The 16,984-nt window shown below is 59.6% G+C and carries 16 protein-coding genes; all 16 read right to left on the bottom strand.

The window, feature by feature from the left end; all coding sequences use genetic code 11:
• Nucleotide 1: 1 nt before the first annotated feature.
• The 16 genes from AAIE04_RS11050 to AAIE04_RS10975 all read right to left on the bottom strand — a co-directional run bounded on the left by AAIE04_RS11050 (nucleotide 2) and on the right by AAIE04_RS10975 (nucleotide 16,984).
• Nucleotides 2-823 carry a type VI secretion system accessory protein TagJ gene (locus AAIE04_RS11050; RefSeq protein ID WP_370520158.1) on the bottom strand — a complete coding sequence of 274 codons (822 nt, stop codon included), beginning with the start codon at nucleotides 821-823 and terminating at the stop codon, nucleotides 2-4.
• Between the two features lie 15 nt (nucleotides 824-838).
• Nucleotides 839-1,825 carry a double-strand break repair protein MRE11 gene (locus AAIE04_RS11045; protein WP_063918563.1) on the bottom strand — a complete coding sequence of 329 codons (987 nt, stop codon included), beginning with the start codon at nucleotides 1,823-1,825 and terminating at the stop codon, nucleotides 839-841.
• A gap of 29 nt (nucleotides 1,826-1,854) precedes the next feature.
• Nucleotides 1,855-2,628, bottom strand: coding sequence for a PP2C family protein-serine/threonine phosphatase (locus tag AAIE04_RS11040; RefSeq protein ID WP_498576928.1), 774 nt, complete (start codon nucleotides 2,626-2,628; stop codon nucleotides 1,855-1,857).
• Nucleotides 2,628-4,367 carry a type VI secretion system-associated FHA domain protein TagH gene (tagH, locus tag AAIE04_RS11035; protein ID WP_498576927.1) on the bottom strand — a complete coding sequence of 580 codons (1,740 nt, stop codon included), beginning with the start codon at nucleotides 4,365-4,367 and terminating at the stop codon, nucleotides 2,628-2,630. The genes AAIE04_RS11040 and tagH overlap by 1 nt, the downstream gene beginning before the upstream one ends.
• 405 nt (nucleotides 4,368-4,772) lie before the next feature.
• Nucleotides 4,773-5,534, bottom strand: coding sequence for a DUF4225 domain-containing protein (locus AAIE04_RS11030; protein WP_498576926.1), 762 nt, complete (start codon nucleotides 5,532-5,534; stop codon nucleotides 4,773-4,775).
• A gap of 62 nt (nucleotides 5,535-5,596) precedes the next feature.
• The gene (locus tag AAIE04_RS11025; protein ID WP_498056297.1) at nucleotides 5,597-5,971 is read right to left on the bottom strand and encodes a T6SS amidase immunity protein Tai4 family protein; all 375 of its coding nucleotides are present in this window, start codon (nucleotides 5,969-5,971) and stop codon (nucleotides 5,597-5,599) included.
• On the bottom strand, nucleotides 5,956-6,435 hold the full coding sequence (locus AAIE04_RS11020; protein ID WP_171404734.1) for a type VI secretion system amidase effector protein Tae4: 480 nt from the start codon (nucleotides 6,433-6,435) through the stop codon (nucleotides 5,956-5,958). The genes AAIE04_RS11025 and AAIE04_RS11020 overlap by 16 nt, the downstream gene beginning before the upstream one ends.
• 51 nt (nucleotides 6,436-6,486) lie before the next feature.
• Complete coding sequence (locus tag AAIE04_RS11015) at nucleotides 6,487-6,969, bottom strand: Hcp family type VI secretion system effector (RefSeq protein ID WP_019452993.1); 483 nt, start codon at nucleotides 6,967-6,969, stop codon at nucleotides 6,487-6,489.
• 196 nt (nucleotides 6,970-7,165) lie between these two features.
• Nucleotides 7,166-7,606, bottom strand: a complete 441-nt coding sequence (locus AAIE04_RS11010; RefSeq protein ID WP_033635027.1) for a T6SS amidase immunity protein Tai4 family protein — start codon at nucleotides 7,604-7,606, stop codon at nucleotides 7,166-7,168.
• Nucleotides 7,603-8,109, bottom strand: coding sequence for a type VI secretion system amidase effector protein Tae4 (locus tag AAIE04_RS11005; protein WP_498576925.1), 507 nt, complete (start codon nucleotides 8,107-8,109; stop codon nucleotides 7,603-7,605). The genes AAIE04_RS11010 and AAIE04_RS11005 overlap by 4 nt, the downstream gene beginning before the upstream one ends.
• Before the next feature lie 57 nt (nucleotides 8,110-8,166).
• Nucleotides 8,167-9,672 (bottom strand): type VI secretion system contractile sheath large subunit, encoded by a 1,506-nt coding sequence (tssC, locus tag AAIE04_RS11000; protein ID WP_019452990.1) that lies wholly within the window; start codon nucleotides 9,670-9,672, stop codon nucleotides 8,167-8,169.
• Between the two features lie 3 nt (nucleotides 9,673-9,675).
• Nucleotides 9,676-10,212 (bottom strand): type VI secretion system contractile sheath small subunit, encoded by a 537-nt coding sequence (tssB, locus tag AAIE04_RS10995; protein WP_019452989.1) that lies wholly within the window; start codon nucleotides 10,210-10,212, stop codon nucleotides 9,676-9,678.
• Nucleotides 10,213-10,335: 123 nt separating this feature from the next.
• Nucleotides 10,336-11,367, bottom strand: a complete 1,032-nt coding sequence (gene tssA, locus AAIE04_RS10990; RefSeq protein ID WP_498056295.1) for a type VI secretion system protein TssA — start codon at nucleotides 11,365-11,367, stop codon at nucleotides 10,336-10,338.
• Nucleotides 11,368-11,390: 23 nt separating this feature from the next.
• Complete coding sequence (gene tagF / locus AAIE04_RS10985) at nucleotides 11,391-12,110, bottom strand: type VI secretion system-associated protein TagF (RefSeq protein WP_154746405.1); 720 nt, start codon at nucleotides 12,108-12,110, stop codon at nucleotides 11,391-11,393.
• An 18-nt stretch (nucleotides 12,111-12,128) separates the two neighbouring features.
• Entirely contained in the window at nucleotides 12,129-15,764 is a 3,636-nt protein-coding gene (gene tssM, locus AAIE04_RS10980) for a type VI secretion system membrane subunit TssM (protein WP_498576924.1), read from the bottom strand.
• A complete protein-coding gene (locus tag AAIE04_RS10975) occupies nucleotides 15,764-16,984 on the bottom strand; it encodes a DotU family type VI secretion system protein (RefSeq protein WP_025159843.1) in 1,221 nt (406 codons plus the stop codon). Before AAIE04_RS10975 ends, tssM begins: the two co-directional genes overlap by 1 nt.

Here is a 16,984-nt window from a genome sequence, read left to right as displayed (position 1 = left end):
TTCAGGCGCTCGCGTCGAAGCTCAGCTGCCGCAGGCTGTGCAGCGGGAATTCATCGCTTTCGCTGAGCCAGGTCTTCAGGCCGAGCCCGGCATAGTGGGTGCCGTCGCCCAGCGGTTGCCATTCGGTGCGTTTGCCCAGCAACAGCGCGTCGTCGCTGTCTGCGGCCAGCGGATAACGGGCGGGCAGTTGGCACACCTGTTCGCGGCCATCGGTCAGGCGCACCAGCGCATGGCTCCACACCAGATCGATGGCGCTCTGCGGCGCCTGGAACTGGATCGCGGCGATGTCGGCGAACGGCAGCCAGTAGTAAACGCCATTCAGCGCCAGCTCGCACACCGGCCCGAGGCGGCCGTCGCCGTCGGTCAGCCAGTCGAAACTCAGCTGCCGCTCTTGCTCCCCTTCGGCCAGCGTTAACCGCCCGGCGCCGGCCGGCGCAGCTTCCAGCGCTTGGTCGCGCAGCGCCTGGGCCTGTTCGGCCGCCCCTTGTGCATCCTGATGCAGCGCCTGCACCAGCAGTTGCAGCCAGGGCTGATCCTGCCGCAGCAGCGCCGGCGCGGCCGTGCCGGCGAACACCGCCTGGCGCTGCAGCTCGGCGTTGACCGACTGCATCAGCAGCAGCGTGGTCGGTTGGGCGATCGGTTTCAGCGCCTGCCAGGACTTCAGCTGTGCGTTGGCGCGCGTCCAGTTGCCGCTCAGGCACAGCAGTTGCACCAGCGCGGCGCGCAGATCGGCATCCGCCGGTTTCGCCTTGATGTCATTTTCGACGGCGGTAATGGCCGCGCCGATCGAGTGGCCTTGCAGCATGCTTGCTAATGATTTCACAGGCTTTCCTTATAATCAGTGAGTGGCGCCGTTAACCGACAGGTAGCTGCCGCTGGCCGGATCGACCCGGTCTTCGGCCAGCTTCTCCACCAGTTTGAAGGCCAGCGGGGCGGGGGCGCTCAGCAGCGGTTGCCAGGCGGCCTGCGCCTGTTGCACGCGCTGTTTGATCTTGTTCTCGTCGGCGGCGTCGACGCGCGCCATTTCAACGATCGCTTCACCGTTGAACGCCCAGGCGTGCAACTGCGGTTCGAAGCTCAGCAGCAGGAAACTGCCCGGCGCCTGCGGGTTGCCGCCCAGCACCAGCCGTTGGGCGTTGGCGTTGACGACGGTCAGCGCGCGATCGCCACCGTTGATCTTCGCCAGCGGGTAGCCCTGCAGGAACCACAGCGTCGGCGAGAGGGTCTGGCCGCCCTGTTGCAGCGTGACCGCGCCGCTGCCCTGCAGCCAGCCGTCCTCGCCGCAACGCAGCGCGTCGCCGGCGGGAATGAACAACGCGCCGCCGTTGGCTTCATCGCGCCAGAAAGTGCGGAAATGGCAGCCCTGCGGCAGGCTGAAACGCTGCGGCGGTGCGGTGTCCGCCTGCGGAGAGGTCACCGCCACCGCCGCAGGGATCGCCGGCTGCGGTGGAGTTTCCGGCTGCTCGGCGGTCTCCTGTTTGACCACCGGTTTCCAGCCGCGCGCTTTGGCGGCTTCGCCGCTGGCCAGCTTCTCGCCGCGCTTGTCGGTCAACGTCCAGGGCAGGTGGCCGGCTTTCGGGCACTGCTTTTCCAGCAGATTGCCGACGCGCGGCAGGAAGTCGTTCAGCACCGCCGGATCTTTGCCTTGCGCCGAGACGATGCGCAGCGGGATGCTTTTGCCGCACCAGCTTTCCGGATTGCTGTTCTTGACGTCATCGATAAACACTTCCAGCTTCTGGCTGGGGGAGTAAACCAGGCGATAGTTCATCGCCTGCGCGGTCGGTACCGCCATCAGGGCAACGAGCCCCGGCATCCAGTATTTCATAGTGAACCTTGCTGTGAATGTGCGCCGACTCAGTCGCGAATCAAAAACCGTTCCGCATCCGCCAGCGAATGCAGCAGGGTGGTTTCCTGCGGTGAGCCAATCCAGACGGCGATAGCGCTGTAGTTATCGCTGTTATTGTTTTTCTTCCATGCCTGCTGCATCAGGGCGATCCACTCGCTGGGGGAGTTGACCATGTGCAGCGACTGTTCAAGTTCGGCCAGGCTGAAGCTGTGCCAGAAGCCGTCGGTGCACAGCAGGAAAACGTCGCCGTCCTCCAGCTGCAGCACGTCGCTGTAGGTGGCGTCGCGCTCTTCGTTGAGCCCCAGCGCGAAATACAGCAGGTTGCTGTTGATGCCGTTGGTTTGATAACCGGCGTCCTGCATTTGTTGGATCAGGCTGTGGTCGGTGGTGACGGCATGCAGGTAGCCGCGACGAAACAGGTACAGGCGGCTGTCGCCGGCGTGCGCCCAGTAGGCCAGCTGATAATCGCGATCGATAAACAGGCTGACCAGCGTGGTGCCCATCTTGCTGTATTCGTCTGACTGCCGCTGCTGCTGGTGGATCGCGGCGTTGGCGCGCGTGATGTGCTGACGAATGCTCTGGGCGTTCAGGTGCTTTTCGCCGTCGAAGTTCTGCAAAATGGTGTCGCGCGCCAGCTGGGCGGCGATATCGCCGCCCGGAAAGCCGGCGATGCCGTCGCACACCACGAAGCAGGCGGCGCGGTTGCCGAGCACCTCGCCGGTTTGATCCTGGTTGGAGGCGCGGCCGCCCTGGTTGGAGGTAGAGGCTATGGTGATATTCATTACGCGTCCGGTTTGGTCTGTGAGTCTTTGTATTGATTCACTTCAACGTCATAGGCGTGCAGGAAGGCTTCGCCGAACAGGGTGTGGAAATCGTCCTCGATCTCGCCGGAGGTTTGCTGATAGTTCTTCACGAAGTAGTCCCACAGCGCGGCCTTGCGGTTGGCGGGCAGCGACAGGCGCGGCGCCACGCCTTCTTTGCGCGCTTCCTCTTCGAGGCGCTCCGGATTGAACGACTGCAGCATGGCGGCGATGATGGCGCGGATGCCGGCGATCATCCCCAACTGGTGCGCCTGCAGGTCGATCAGCGCGTCGCGTACCGCCTGCTCTGGCGGCATAAAGCCCGGCATCTGGCTGCCGAACATCTGCATCAGCACCGTTTTACCCGAAGGCAGCAGCTTGAACGGGTTGTTGGCTTCGTCGAGGATCATGGTCATCTCGGCCTTCACGCCGCGCTTGAGGATCGAGCGGGATGAGAGCAGGGCGACGGTGCCTTGCGAGAACAGGCTCAGCAGGCGGCCGGCCTGGCGGATCTGGCGTTCGTCGAAATGCGGCTGCGGCTGCAGATCGTCGAGACCGATGCCTTGCAACAGCGCCGTCAGCAACGGCCCTTCCAATGCGTCGCCATTCGGCGCGGCGGCGTGTTGCCGCTGGGCGGACTGGTAGGCGACCGGATCGATGCCCAGGCGGTTGCCCTGGCGCGGGCGCGGCGGCTGTGCGGGCGGTTCCGGCTGGCTGAACTGCGGCGCGGGTTGGGGTTGCGGCTCGGGCATCTGCACGGGCGGCGGCGTCGGCTGTGGGCGCGGCGCTTGCGGTTGTGCTGCGATTGGTGCCGGTGCTGGCGGCGGGGACGACGGCTGTACCGGTTCCTCCGGCTGAGCCAGCGGCACGGCGCCGCCCATCAGTAATCCCAGCGGATCGTTGCTGTTCAGCGTCTCTGGCGAAGCGGGGGCGGATGAGCCGCCGAACAGTGCCAGCGGATCCAGTTCTTGCTCCGGTTGCTGCGCATTCTGCGCCGGGGCTGCCGGACGCGGCGGCGCTGCCTGTTCTGCCAGCAGCGCGCTAGGGGTGGTATCGGCCAGAATGTGCTCGCGCTCAAAGGTGGCGTCGGTGTTGAACAGCGCCGCCGGATCGGTTTGCTGCTGCTGCAGTTGGCGCAGATCGACATTGGCCGCCAACTGCGCCAGCGGATCGGCCGGGTTCAGTTCGCGAGTGGGGGTATCCAGCAGCGGATGATTGTCCGGGTTGGCGACCGGCGGCGGTGCGGCGGCGGCCGGCGCGTTCGGCGTAAACTCTTCCACCAGGCTGTCCCAGATTTCGTTGGGGATTGGCGCGGCGGATTTTTCGGTGGCGGCGGCAACAGGGGCTGCCGTCGCCGCAACGGCGGCGACCTTGACCACCGGTTGAGCCTGCGGCGCGGCATGTTGCTGCAGTGCGCTGACTTCGATCTGGTAATCGTCGATGCCCAGTACGTCGCCGTCCTGCAGTTCAACCTGGCGGCCGCGCTCCAGCGGAATGTCGTTCAGCAGCACGCGGGTGACGTTGCCGCGGTTGGTGATGCGGCATTCGCCGTCAGCGGAAATATGCACGATCGCCTGTAGGCGGGAAATGGCGCGCTCTTCGTCCGGCAACACCAGGTTGTTGTCCACGCTGCGGCCGATGGTGCCGCCCGGCGGTAGAAAATCGCAACTGCTCTGCGGCGGAACCTGGCCGCTTTTATTTTTTACAATGGAAAATCGCATAAGGCATTCCTGCTGATGGGGATTTTAGACTGCTTTGGGCGTATGTTGATTTAGTCATCTAATCAGATGGCTAACTTCGATTCTTTTCTTCTTTGTAATAGGTGTTTTTTGGTAGTTGAGTTAAGTAGATAAAGGTGAACATCAAACTGCCGTAGTGAATAGAGTCATAGTTATCGTTGCCTATTGGGTAGAAAAGATTAAGAAAATCATTTCCGTATGCAAAAATTGAGAGCTGTATGACACCCATAACAACCACAATGAGACAGTTGAAAACAAACAATGGATAATTGTGTTTGCGTGCCGATGTTTTTTTTAAGTAATATAATGCCACTAAAATTATGAGTGACAGTGAAAAGTAGGAGAATAAGAATCCATATGAGTAAGTTGATAGCGTGACGTCTGGAGTCATTTTCTTTGGTTGTCCTTTATGAGTTCGTACATCCCGCTGCCGGTTGTTAAATCTGATATAACCTCAATCGTCAAACCTGTTCGCCCCATCTCTTGCCAACCACGAATAAAGTCGCTATTGATATTCCTATATAATCTCCAGGCATCTGGTTTTAATGTTTTCCTGATCATTCCATATCCAGATAGGCTAAGGTCTACAGTGCCATAAATTGTATCCGCAGCATCCTGACTATATCCTAGTGCTTTCGCAGTATATCGATAGGCATTTCTTACACTGCCTGATTTATCTTTTCGGAAAAGTAAATAGTAACCGTTTTCATAAATATTGTTCGTACCTTGAGCAATCAGCGGTAAGCCAAAACCGCCACACGCCATACCGAGAGTCGCTGCACAAGTACCGACTCCGGCGAATATTTGTGTTCCGCCACCGACAAAACCTATCTGCTTCAAAATAAGGTTGGTGGTATTGTTACTCTTCTTTTTTTCTATTGATATATAGAGCGTGTTTCTTCCTGCGTCGATAGCAAAAGCTTGGCGTTTAAGATGATTAGTCTCGTCTTCAATGTCCCTGATTGCCCCAAAGTAGGATGTGCAGTATATACTGATATCCCTTTGTGCAAACTGAATAAGCTGGTCTATTTCCAGTGCGAAATTAGCTCTTGATTCGTTGGTGTAGAGATACTGCCGTGAAAACGTCCTTGATAGTTTTTTTAATTCATCGATAGATCTATCCAGATCTGCTTTTGTTTTGTATTGCATCAGGATTCCTTTCCTATTTTTCTAAACTAACATTTATTATATGTAAGGATGCGTATTTATTATCAGCTGTCGCCTTTCCCTTGGTATTTCTTGATGATGGCTTGCAACGCTTGGCTATGTACAAGATCGATGCACTTGGCCATCGTCATCGGCTCCCCAGACATGCTGTCATAGGGCTTTGCCAGAAATTCTTTTGCCAGCGCCCTGACGGCGGTATGCGCCTCCAGAGAGTAATCGCCGAATTCCATGTAACCCCGAGCGGCGGCGGCGGCATCGTTTTTGACTTCTTTTGCTGAGTACCCCTCGGCGATGCAAACGCTGAGCGCATAGTTTTTGAGGTACTCTTCGGGGGTATAGCTTTCTTTGGCTTGGGCCGATTGAATACATCCCAAAAATAGCATGCTTGCAACACACAGGGATTTTATTTTAGTAACCATATAGATGCCTCGCTGGATTTTGGAAAGTAACAATGATCTGAGCAGGTTGTACCGTTCCATAATGTTGCGTGTCCGCTGGCATCATTCCATCCTGGAACAGTGAAAACCAATATCCCTTTGTCTTTTGAAAAATCACTGGGGGTAGGGTTTTTTATCGTTTTATCAGGTTTGCCGAACTTATAATTCAAGAAGTTAATAATATCTCTGACACGATAAATGTACCAATTTTTATCTTTGCCTGAAACGGTCTTCCATGCTCCTCGTTCAACTTTAAAACCAGAATAATTGAGCGTGTAACTCATGCGTATTGCGCAGGCATTGGTGAATCCTTGCAATGGGTCATTGACGCCAAGCTCAATGTTAAGACCTACATTTCCACCGATCTTTTGGCCAACATCAGTAATATCTACGTTGATTTCGCTAAATCGTTGCCACGCTTGCTGGAATGAAGGGCGACTCATGATAACGTCCTCTGTTGATAGATGCCCCTAATCAGGGGCATCTGTGCGGGAAGATTAAGCTTCGCGGTTTTCCTTGATGTTCCAACCTGCGCTGCTTTCGGCGCCTTTGCCGCCTTTGTCGCTCTGCTCCCAGTACTGCTGTTTCACTTTCGCCGCCTGGAAGGAGTAGGTGATGCCTACGGTGTCTTCGCCACCTGCACCGGTGTACTGCACGGCGGTGACCAGCACGTCGTCCAGGGTGATTTTGACGTACTCAACCTGAGTACCGCCCGCCTTGCAGACAGACAACTCAACCTTGGTCAGGTGTTTACCGCTGGAGCAGTGCTTCAGCAGCGCCGGGGTTGACTTGTCGACCAGCGCGTTGACGTGCAGATCGTTGAAGCACACTTTGCCGGCGCCACCGCCGCCGCCAACGCCCATATTGCCCGGTTGAGAAGCGCCCCAGGAGAAAGAAGTGATGTCGGTCCAGCCTTTGTGATTCGAATCTTTAGATTCGCCGCTGGCACCTTCAACTTTCAGGAACATATCAATAGCCATAGTTTCTTCACTCTTTATTAAGGGTTAACAGTAGTATTAACGTTACGTTGAAAAACTCAGGTAATAGCAGCAGGAATTGCAAGTGTGGTAATGCATTACCAATTTATATCCTTGTGCCATGCACCTTCTTAAATACCGAAAACTGTCGGTACGGGTTACCGAGCCATTATTAAAATGATAATGGCTCAATGCTTAATTATTTCGCGTTATCTTGATTCCACGTGCGATCTGGGTTGCCTGCTATGAGCTGTCGGGAAAGCTTGTCCAATTCAGGGCTATGGTACAACCGCAGGCAGTTTAAGGTGACACCTTGACTCTTGTCTTTAGTTTCGCTGTGAAACTCATTGATTCTGGATTTATATTTGTCGATGAGAACATTGATTTTCTCATCACCTGATTCGATATCGAATGGCATCCACTCTCTCATCGCATTCGCCGTTCTGGCTGCATCAAGAGAGAATGCTTTATCCGAATCGGAGACCTGTGCCAGGCAGCGTGACAATGCCAGTTCTTTTACGACCTGGTGATAAGGCATCTGTTTGATAAATGCCACCGGATCTTGAATGTCCTTGGCGAGCGATGACTGCGAGAGCCCCAACAGGGTAGTTGCCAATCCGATTGTGATTAACTTGTTCATGGCAACTCCCAAAAATTGGCTCGCGGAGTAGAGTAATTGGTTCCGGGCTCATTGAAATAGCAATGATCTGAACAACTGGTTCCGTTCCAGAAAGTGACGTGCCCGCCCGCGTTTCCCCAACCTGATACTTCAAAAAGTATTAATCCTTTTTTGTTGGCCAGTTGCGTAACAGGTAATTGAGGGTAATTAACAACCATGTCAGGTTTTCCCCACGTTTTAGTCAGGTAGGGAATCAAATCCCGCACGCGGAAAAAGTACCATTTTTTATCTGCGCCTGAGACGGTTAACTGACCTATTCTGGGAACCGGATGGCCTGTGTAATTGAGCACGTAACTCATCCTTACGGCACAGCTGTTTTCCCAGCCACCTGATTCGACGGGTATCTCAAAGTTTCGTTTTACGGCACCGCCAATCGTATTTTTAACTTTTCCCAGAGGATCGTTTGGGTCGTAAATATTTTTAGCTGCAGTCCAGGCAGCCAGAAAACGGGGTCTTGTTCCCATGATTTACCTCCATGTTTTATTTATCAGGCCGCGCTATCGCGGCCTGACTTCAGTCCATCAGGACGCGTCGTTTTGCTTCAGTGAAGGCAGTTTCGACACCAGGCGCAGGGAGACGGTCAGGCCTTCCAACTGGTAGTGCGGGCGCAGGAAGAACTTGGCGCTGTAGTAGCCCGGATTGTCTTCGATCTCTTCCACCTGCACTTCCGCTGCGGCCAGCGGTTTGCGCGACTTGGTTTCCTGCGAGGAGTTGGCCGGATCGCCGTCCACGTAGTTCATGATCCAGTCGTTCAGCCAGCGCTCCATGTCGTCGCGTTCGCGGAAGGAGCCAATTTTGTCGCGCACGATGCATTTCAGGTAGTGCGCGAAACGACAGCAGGCGAACAGGTACGGCAGGCGCGCGGAAAGCTGGGCGTTGGCGGAGGCGTCGGCATCGTAATATTCCGCCGGCTTCTGCAGCGACTGCGCGCCGATAAAGGCGGCGAAGTCGGAGTTTTTGCGGTGCACCAGCGGCATAAAGCCGTTCTTGGCCAGCTCGGCTTCGCGGCGATCGCTGATGGCGATCTCGGTCGGGCACTTCATGTCCACGCCGCCGTCGTCGCTCGGGAAAGTGTGGCACGGCAGGTTTTCCACCGCGCCGCCGGATTCCACCCCGCGAATGGCGGTGCACCAGCCGAACTCTTTGAACGAACGGTTGATGTTGGCGGCCATGGCGTAGGCGGCGTTGGTCCAGGTGTAGTTGCCGTGGGTCGCGCCGTCGGTCTCTTCTTCGAAGTCAAACTCGTCCACCGGGTTGGTGCGGATACCGTACGGCAGGCGCGCCAGGAAGCGCGGCATCACCAGGCCCAGATAACGCGCGTCTTCCGATTCGCGCAGGCTGCGCCAGGCGGCGTACTCGGTGTTCTGGAAGATCTTGGTCAGATCGCGCGGGTTGGAGAGCTCCTGCCAGGACTCCATCTGCATCACGCTTGGCGCGGTGCCGGCGATGAACGGGCAGTGCGAGGCGGCGCCGATCTTGGCCATTTCACCCAGCAGCTCCACATCCTGCGGGCTGTGATCGAAGTAGTAGTCGCCCACCAGGCAGCCGAACGGCTCGCCGCCGAACTGGCCATATTCTTCTTCGTAGACTTTCTTGAAGATCGGGCTTTGGTCCCAGCCCACGCCTTTATAACGCTTCAGCGTGCGGCCCAGCTCCTGCTTGGAAATGCTCATGAAGCGAATCTTCAGCATCTCGTCGGTTTCGGAGTTGTTGACCAGGTAGTGCAGGCCATGCCAGGCGCCTTCCAGCTTTTGGAAGTCGTCGTGGTGAATGATCTGGTTGATCTGTTGCGACAGCTTTTCGTCGATTTCCGCGATCAGCGCCTGAATGGTGCGGTAGGCGTCGGAAGAGACGGTGACGGTGTTTTCCAGCGCCTGTTGCGCCAGGGTTTTCACCGCGTTCTCGACCGCTTCTTTAGCCTGATCGGTCTTCGGCCGGAACTCTTTGTTCAGCAGCGCGCTGAATTCGTCGCTGGAAAAAGTCTCGGTGGTTTGCAACGCATTTTGTTGCTGAGGCGAGTTGCTCATCGATTAATCCTCACGCTCGTTGTTGTCGTCGTTAACCGCCGGCTTTGGCGCGTCGGTCAAGGAGTGCAGCAAGGCCGGGTTTTGCAGGATCTTGGAGATCAGCTCCTCGGCGCCGTTTTTACCGTCCATATAGGACAGCAGGTTGGAAAGCTGGGTGCGGGCGTCCAGCAGATTGCCCAGCGAGTCGACCTTGCGGGCGATAGCGGCAGGGGAGAAGTCTTCCATGCTTTCGAAGGTCAGATCGATGTTCAGTTTGCCTTCGCCGGTCAGGGTGTTGTCGACCTGATAAGCGACGCGCGGCTTCAGCGATTTCATGCGCTCGTCGAAGTTGTCGACATCGATTTCCATGAACTTGCGTTCCTCCACGCTGGCTTGCGGATCGACCGCTTTCCCCACCAGATCCGCCATCACGCCCATCACGAACGGCAGCTGGATTTTGCGCTCTGCGCCATAAATTTCGACATCGTATTCAATCTGTACGCGCGGCGCGCGGTTGCGGGCGATGAATTTCTGCCCGCTGCGGGATTTCGAGTTTGACATGATTTACTCCATCTAATGGCGATTGGGAACGCGCCTCGTCCGGCTGGGAGAGTCAGGTTCTGATTCGGGTCTGCGCAGGCGGCAGACGGTATCGGGTGTCGTCAAGAGAACAAAAGTCGATGGCTAGCTGTTCTCCTCGTGGTCGGGGCGACCGAGAATGGTCTCCAGTTGGTTAAGCCCATCGGGCGCCAAATCGCGGACGATTTGCATAAAGTCCAGCGTAATCAGCCGCTGGACCCGATCGATCATCAGCGGCGCCGGGTGGCTCGGCTCATGAAGACGAAAATAATTTTTCACCTTGTCCAGCATCAGCTGGGCGTCGTCGCGCGACTGGATCTGTGCGCTGCGCCAGTTGAGCGGCGCCGTGGCGCTTTGCACCGCGGCCGGTTGCGGCTCGGCGGCGGCTTGCGGCGCGGCGTCTGGTTCGGTGGCGGCCGGGGCGTCGCTTTGGCCGGCGAGCGCCACCAGAGAAAACACCTTGGTCAACGCGCTCATTTCAGGCAGCGCGCTTTCCCCCAGATGGCGGGTCACTTCGCTGCGAATGGCGCTCAGGGTGTTGGCGATGTGCGTCACCAGCGCGCCTTCGGGGCGATCCTGTTGCGCCAGCTCATCCTGCAGCCGCGCGCGGCCGCCGGGGAAGTTGGGGCACTCTTGCTTGCTGCCGTCGAGCAGGGCGCCGGCGTCGCGCAGCGAGATTTCACCGGCGGCGCTTTTCAGCAGCGGCGCGGCGCGCACGCTGGCGGCCAGCGCGGCTTTGTCGCCAAGGTCGGCCAGCGCGTTGATGCGAAACAGCGGATCGGCCTCGCCGTCGAACTCCAATGCCGGCTGCAGGCTGTCCCAGTAACGGAGTATCGCCTGGTTGATCAGCGTCAGCCCGTCGGCGTAGCCCGGCAAGCCGCGCAGCTGGGTCCAGGCGCGGGTGAGGTACAGCATGACGCGCAGGTCTTTGGTGCGCGCCAGCAGCGAGGTCGAGAGACGCTCGACCTGCACCCAATCCGGCGCCTCTTCCGGAATGATGGTACTGCCGAACTGCTGTTCGGCCTTGCCGGTGGCGGCGCGCGCCATCGCCAGAAAGTCGGCGTCGTATTCCAGGTTGTCGCCGCAGGGATTGTCCGCGTCAACCGGGGCCAGCAGGGTATCGGTATCGATAGCCATAGAATTTCCTTCAACGAACGATGTTAATCAAACATTTGCGGGTACTGGCCGCCGCGGCCGGGGCGCGCCCAACCGTTGGGCTCGAACAGCAACGAAAACAGCTGCACGGTGAGGTTGCCGCTGTGCACGTGGGTGTAGAGCGGGTGCCCGTCGGCCTGATTGGTCCACCAGAAGCTGGTGTACTGCGCCGGGTCGAAACAGTCGGCGGCCTGTTGCCAGCCGAGGCCCGGCACGTCCGGATGCTGAAAACCGATGATCGACAATATTTCGGAGTCCGCTTCGGCCGGCGGGCTGGGCAGCGCCGGGATCGCCTGCAACGTGCGGTCGATCTGTTCGGCGGAAAAGCCGTTGCGTACGCCGTTCAGCAGGGTATGGCCGAGCTGCTGGTACCAGCCCGCCGCCATATTCAGCTGTTGCGGGCGCCAATCCTGCTGGCTGAACAGACGCAGCGCGCAGATCGGATAGCGGCGCCCGACGCGGTCGCGCGCCGGCAGCAGACAGCCCATCTGCACGTACTGGCTGCCGAGCGTGGCGGGGATCACGAAGTTCCACACCGGCGCGTTGCTGAACGGATGGCCGTTCGGCCCCTGCGCCTCGCGCTGCAAGTTCACCAGCCCGTTATGGAACCAGTGGGCCCAGTGGTTAACCACCGGATCGGGCAGGCGGCGTTGCAGGAAGTCGCCGGCGGAGGGCAGTTTGCCATACCAGCCGATGCTCGCCGGGGCGCTTGAATCAGTGCTCATGGTCATGTCCTTTCGGGGCTACGGGCACGAGAAGGCCGGCAGTTGGAACGGATTGCGGATGCTGTTGGGCGTGAACTCCAGCGTGACGCGATGGCCGTCGAGATTGAAGGTTGCCTGACGGCCGAGGCCGGCGGTACCCGAAGATTGCGCCATATCCACCAAACGGTTGAGCGCCCACGGCCCGCTGGTCACCAGACTGGCAGTGGTGCCGTTGGCCAGCGCCAGCTGCAGATGCACCTGATTGGTATTGCGGGTGCCCGGCCAGCTGACCACCAGCGGCACCTGTGGGCCGTGGCTGTATTTGAACAGCTGCCCGTCGATATCCAGCGTCAGGTTGAGGATGTCGTTATCCATCCGCACCGGCCGCACGGTGACGCGGTAAGAGGGTGTCGCGGTGCCGTTGGCGAAGAACGCGTCGCGGATGCGCTGCGCCTGCTGGAACGACCGCAGGATGCCTTCGCCGCCGGGCAGTGTCTTGCCGTCCACGCCGGGCGTGAAACGCCAGTTGGCGCGGGTGGTGTCGACCTTGCCCTGCAGATTGTCGCGGAAGAAGCTGTCCATCAGCCCGCTGTTCGGCGCGAACATGCGCGCCAGGTCGTCCGGCGTCACTTCCTGGCGCGCCCGGGCCACCAACGGATAACGCCCGGCGATCGCCTGGCGGCAGAAGCTGCCGACTTCGAAGCTGATGCGCTTTTTCACGTTCTCCATCTCTTTGCGCTGGGTGTCGCTGCTGGCGCCGATGGCCAGCGACAGCAGCATCTGCTTGAACGGCACCGGCAAGCGGCCGGACTCGGCCTGCAGGCGCGGGATGATGTCGCTCGGCGGCGCCGACATGCCGCTGTTGGCCGCGCCCTGCACCGCCGTCAGGTAACTGTACAGCTCATCGACCTGTTTCAGCACGCTGTCGAAAGGGATCGCCTTGTTGCCTTCGCCCTGGCTTTGCGCCAGTTCGAGCAACGGCGCGAAGTGCGCCATCACCAGCTGTTCCGGCTGGGCGGAGACGTCGCCGTCGGCGTTGGCCGGCCGGTTGGTGAACAGCGCTTCCAGCGTGCGGTTGGCGTTTTGGTTCAGCTTGTCTTCGGTTTTGGCCAGCAGCGAGCGGGAATCGGCGTCGTTTTTCTCGTCGTGCAAGGTGACGTTTTTGCTGACGTTGACCAGCAGGTTGCGCATCGGCGACGGGTTGCCGGACAGCAGACGCGCGCTGCTGATGCGCTGAGTCAGGTTGCCGATGTTGGCCAACTGGATATCCCCCAACAGCTCATCCCAGGCGCTGATGAAGTCCTGCATGTACAGCTGGCGGATGGTTTTGGTCAGATCGGCGCTTTTCTGCTCCGGCGTCTGGCTGTTCAACACCCAGACGTCTTCTTTGCGCAGGGTGTCGGTCACCGGATCGATGTTGTCGTTGAACGCCTTCCAATACCCTTGTGAGGTGAACAGACCCGGTACGCCGTCAGTCACCGGTTTGCCGCTTTTGCGGCTGAACGCCAGTTCGGTCTGCGGGCCGGCCAAATCGACCAGGCTGACCGGTTTGATGTCGGTCTGTTTCAGCAACAGGCGCTTGAGGCGGCCATAGACGCGCTGCGACAGCGGCGCCCGATTGAGCGCGGCCTGCGCCTGCGCCACCAGCTGTTCGTCTTTGGCGTAAGGCGAGGCCTGGATCTGCGTGTCCAGCAGCTGGCTCAGATGCCATTCGATCTGCTGCAGCTGTTTTTGGGTGCTGCCCTGCGGCAGGTTGCGCTGCAGGTTGAGCATCACCCAGGCGCGCAGGAACTTGCCGTCGTAGTGCTTCGGCAGATACAGCATCTGGTAGGCCTTCAGCGCTTCGTAGCTGAAGTCCGCGTCGCCGTGGTTGTCGTTGCGCAGCGTGGTGGCGATCTGTTGTGCCACCTGCGGCAGCAGCAGTTCTTTCAGCGCTTTTTGGTACAGCGCATTGCCGGCGTCGCCGACCTGATCGCCGCGGTACAATCCCATGCGGTAGGTGAACGGCGGATCGTCCAGCGCAAAGTTTTGGCTCTCCGGCAGGTGCTGCAGACTGTTGAGGAACGGCAGCAGTGAGAACATGTCGCCGTTGCCCAATTGCGTCAGGCTTTGCCCCTGGCGCTCGACGCCGGGCACCTTGGCGGCCACTTCCGCCAGATAGGCTTTGTTGTTGCCGTAGCTGGTGAACCAGAACATCGCCAGCACCGCCAGGATCACCGCCAGCGCGATGTAACCCGCCCAGTGCAGGGCGCGATTGCGGTATTCCCACCAGCGGTTGCTGCCCGCCAGCCCGGATTCCTGGAAGACTACCGATTCCAGCGTCTCTTTCAGGAAGAAGCTCTGGCCTTTGGCCGCCGGGATCGGCGCCTCGTGGCCCACGCTGTCCCAGGCCGCGTTGGCCTGTGCCCCTGAGTTTGCCGTCGGCAGCTGCAAATAGCGGTTCAGTTCGCCCATCACCCGGTCGAACGGCAGACCTTCCTGGGTGCCGCTGGTGAAATAGATGCCGCGCGGGGTAAAGCGGGTTTCAAAACTGGAGGTGGCGAACACCTGTTCCAGATATTGGCCGAGCAGCGGGCGCAGCGCGGCGAACTCCTGCGGGAACAGGTAGCTTTCGGCGCGCTGGCGCGCGTCGTGCTCCATCAGCAGCGTATCCGGCAGCGCCGCGTCCAGCCGCTGTTGCAGCAGGGCGTATTGCTGTTCGAAGGCGGCGTTCAGATTGAAGTCCGGCTGCCGCGAGCGCTCGTAAGGGAAGGTGAACCCCCAGATCTGGTCGCGCTGCGCTTTGTCGAAGCTGCCGAAATAGGCCATAAAGCCGTTGAGCAGGTCGGTTTTGGTGACCAGCACATAGACCGGGAAGTGAATGCCCAGCTGCTCGTGCAGTTCGATCAGGCGCTTACGCAGCGCGCTGGCCTGCGCGGCGCGCGCTTCGGCGCTGTCGCTCAGCAGATCGGCGACGCTGATGGTCACCATCACGCCGTTGATCGGCTGGCGGGTGCGGTATTTTTTCAGCAGCGCGACGAAGCTTTGCCATTCGCCGGCGTCTTCTTCACGCTGGCTTTCCTGCGTGGTGTAGCGGCCGGCGGTATCGAGCAGCACCGCGTCGTTGGTAAACCACCAGTCGCAGTTGCGGGTCCCGCCCACGCCGCGCAGCGCGGATTTGCCGAAGCGGTCGGCCAGCGGGAAGTGCAGGCCGGAGTTGACCAGCGCGGTGGTCTTGCCAGCGCCGGGCGCGCCGATGATCACATACCACGGCAGCTGGTACAGGTATTGGCGGCTGAAGCGGGTCATCCAGCGATGTTTGCCGTCGCCCTGGCCCGGTGCGAAACGCGCCTTTTTCAGCAGCTGTGCCGCTTCGTCGAAACGCTGCGCCAGCTGTTCGTCCTGTTTGATCTCGGGCTTGCCGTCTTCCGCCGGCGCCGCTTCGGCGGCGCGCAGGTTGCTCAGCAGGCGGCTGTTGAACCAGGCGCTGTAAAGGCGTGGGATCAGGCGGCACAGGAACCAGATCAGGTAGATAACGCCGATGGCGATCTGGCGGTTGAGTTCCGGTTCCAGCGGGCGATAGTCACCGATGGCCACCAGCGGGCCGATCATCCAGATGATGAACGCCAGCGCGGTGATGCCGACAAAGCCCCACAGCAGGCGGCTGGTGATGATGGAGAATAACGTACTGAGCATTACTTTCCGGTTCCTTGCGGCAAGCCGTTGATTTCCGCCTGGGTGTTTTCCGGGGCGACCAACAGCGTAATTTCTACCCGGCGGTTCAACGCGCGGTTCACTTTGTTATCGTTCGGCGCAACGGGGTTGCTTTCGCCGCGGCCCTCGGCCTTGACCCGCTGCGGGTTGGCGAGGCGCTTTTGCAAGCGGGCGCTGACCGCTTCGGCGCGCGCCAGCGACAGTTCCCAGTTGGAGGCGAAGCGGGCGCTGCGGATCGGCACGTTGTCGCTGTAGCCGGTGACCAGGATCTTGCCGCTGACGCCGTTCATGGCGGCGGCGATACGGTCGATGACCGGAATATAGTTGGCGCGCACCGTGGTGGCGGCGGAGTCGAACAACCCGTCGCCTTTCAGGATCACCACGCTTTGCTGCGCTTCGTCGCGCACCACCACCAGCCCTTCGGCGATCTCTTTACGCAGGAAACTTTTCAGGCTCAGCGTCGGCGGCGCGGCCGGCGCCGGGTTGCCGATCGCCACCTGCGGCAGATTGGTTTGGTAGATCGCCGCCAGCACCGGGCTGGTGTTGTCGCCCAGCCGCCAGTTGAGGGCGATAAACAGCAGCGAAGCCAGGAAACCGGTCAGCGCCACGCAGGCCCACAGCGGCACCAGCGGGCGCCACCGTTTCTGCTGCACCGGCAGATCCAAGGCATGAGGCGACAGCGGCGGAGCGTAGCCGCCGCGCACCGACCGAATCAGCTGCAGCAAGCGCTGCTTCATGGTCTCCAACTGCGAACGGCCGTTTTCCATTACCCGGTAGCGGCCTTCAAAACCCAGCAGCAGGCAATAATTGATCAGCTCCAGCAGGTTGATGTGCTCACGCGGGCTCTGCGACAGCTTGGCCAGCAGCTGGAAGAACTTCTCGCCGCCCCAGGTTTCGTTATGGAAGGTCACCAGCAACCCGCTGCCGGACCATACGCTGTTGCTGCCCCAGGGCGTCAGCGCCGCCGCTTCATCCAGCGCGGTGCACAGGCAATAACGCGCACCGATGATCACCTCGTACGGCAGATTGGCGCGTTGGCCGCGGATCTCGAAGCGGCGCACTTCGTCGATCAGCTGTTGGCGCAGCTGCGCCGGGTTGGCGTGCGTGGCCGACTGGCGGATCTGCGAAATGGCGTTCAGCAGCGGGTTGGCGGCGTCCACCAGCGGATTGGCCGCCGACGCCATGCTATTTTCCTGAGTCAT

This window comes from Serratia sp. Ae19-1, from assembly GCF_059801225.1.
The sequence above is the reverse complement of the archived record's forward strand: the minus strand, read 5'-3'. Positions and strand labels throughout refer to the sequence as shown.

Bases quoted from the DNA above. Each gene is read 5' to 3' on its own strand.
- tagH (WP_498576927.1), bottom strand. From the start codon at position 4,367: ATGCGATTTTCCATTGTAAAAAATAAAAGCGGCCAGGTTCCGCCGCAG.
- AAIE04_RS11030 (WP_498576926.1), bottom strand. From the start codon at position 5,534: ATGCAATACAAAACAAAAGCAGATCTGGATAGATCTATCGATGAATTA.
- tssM (WP_498576924.1), bottom strand. From the start codon at position 15,764: ATGCTCAGTACGTTATTCTCCATCATCACCAGCCGCCTGCTGTGGGGC.
- tssB (WP_019452989.1), bottom strand. From the start codon at position 10,212: ATGTCAAACTCGAAATCCCGCAGCGGGCAGAAATTCATCGCCCGCAAC.
- AAIE04_RS11040 (WP_498576928.1), bottom strand. From the start codon at position 2,628: ATGAATATCACCATAGCCTCTACCTCCAACCAGGGCGGCCGCGCCTCC.
- AAIE04_RS11015 (WP_019452993.1), bottom strand. From the start codon at position 6,969: ATGGCTATTGATATGTTCCTGAAAGTTGAAGGTGCCAGCGGCGAATCT.
- AAIE04_RS11010 (WP_033635027.1), bottom strand. From the start codon at position 7,606: ATGAACAAGTTAATCACAATCGGATTGGCAACTACCCTGTTGGGGCTC.
- AAIE04_RS11045 (WP_063918563.1), bottom strand. From the start codon at position 1,825: ATGAAATACTGGATGCCGGGGCTCGTTGCCCTGATGGCGGTACCGACC.
- tagF (WP_154746405.1), bottom strand. From the start codon at position 12,110: ATGAGCACTGATTCAAGCGCCCCGGCGAGCATCGGCTGGTATGGCAAA.
- AAIE04_RS11025 (WP_498056297.1), bottom strand. From the start codon at position 5,971: ATGGTTACTAAAATAAAATCCCTGTGTGTTGCAAGCATGCTATTTTTG.
- AAIE04_RS11005 (WP_498576925.1), bottom strand. From the start codon at position 8,109: ATGGGAACAAGACCCCGTTTTCTGGCTGCCTGGACTGCAGCTAAAAAT.
- AAIE04_RS10975 (WP_025159843.1), bottom strand. From the start codon at position 16,984: ATGACTCAGGAAAATAGCATGGCGTCGGCGGCCAATCCGCTGGTGGAC.
- tssA (WP_498056295.1), bottom strand. From the start codon at position 11,367: ATGGCTATCGATACCGATACCCTGCTGGCCCCGGTTGACGCGGACAAT.
- tssC (WP_019452990.1), bottom strand. From the start codon at position 9,672: ATGAGCAACTCGCCTCAGCAACAAAATGCGTTGCAAACCACCGAGACT.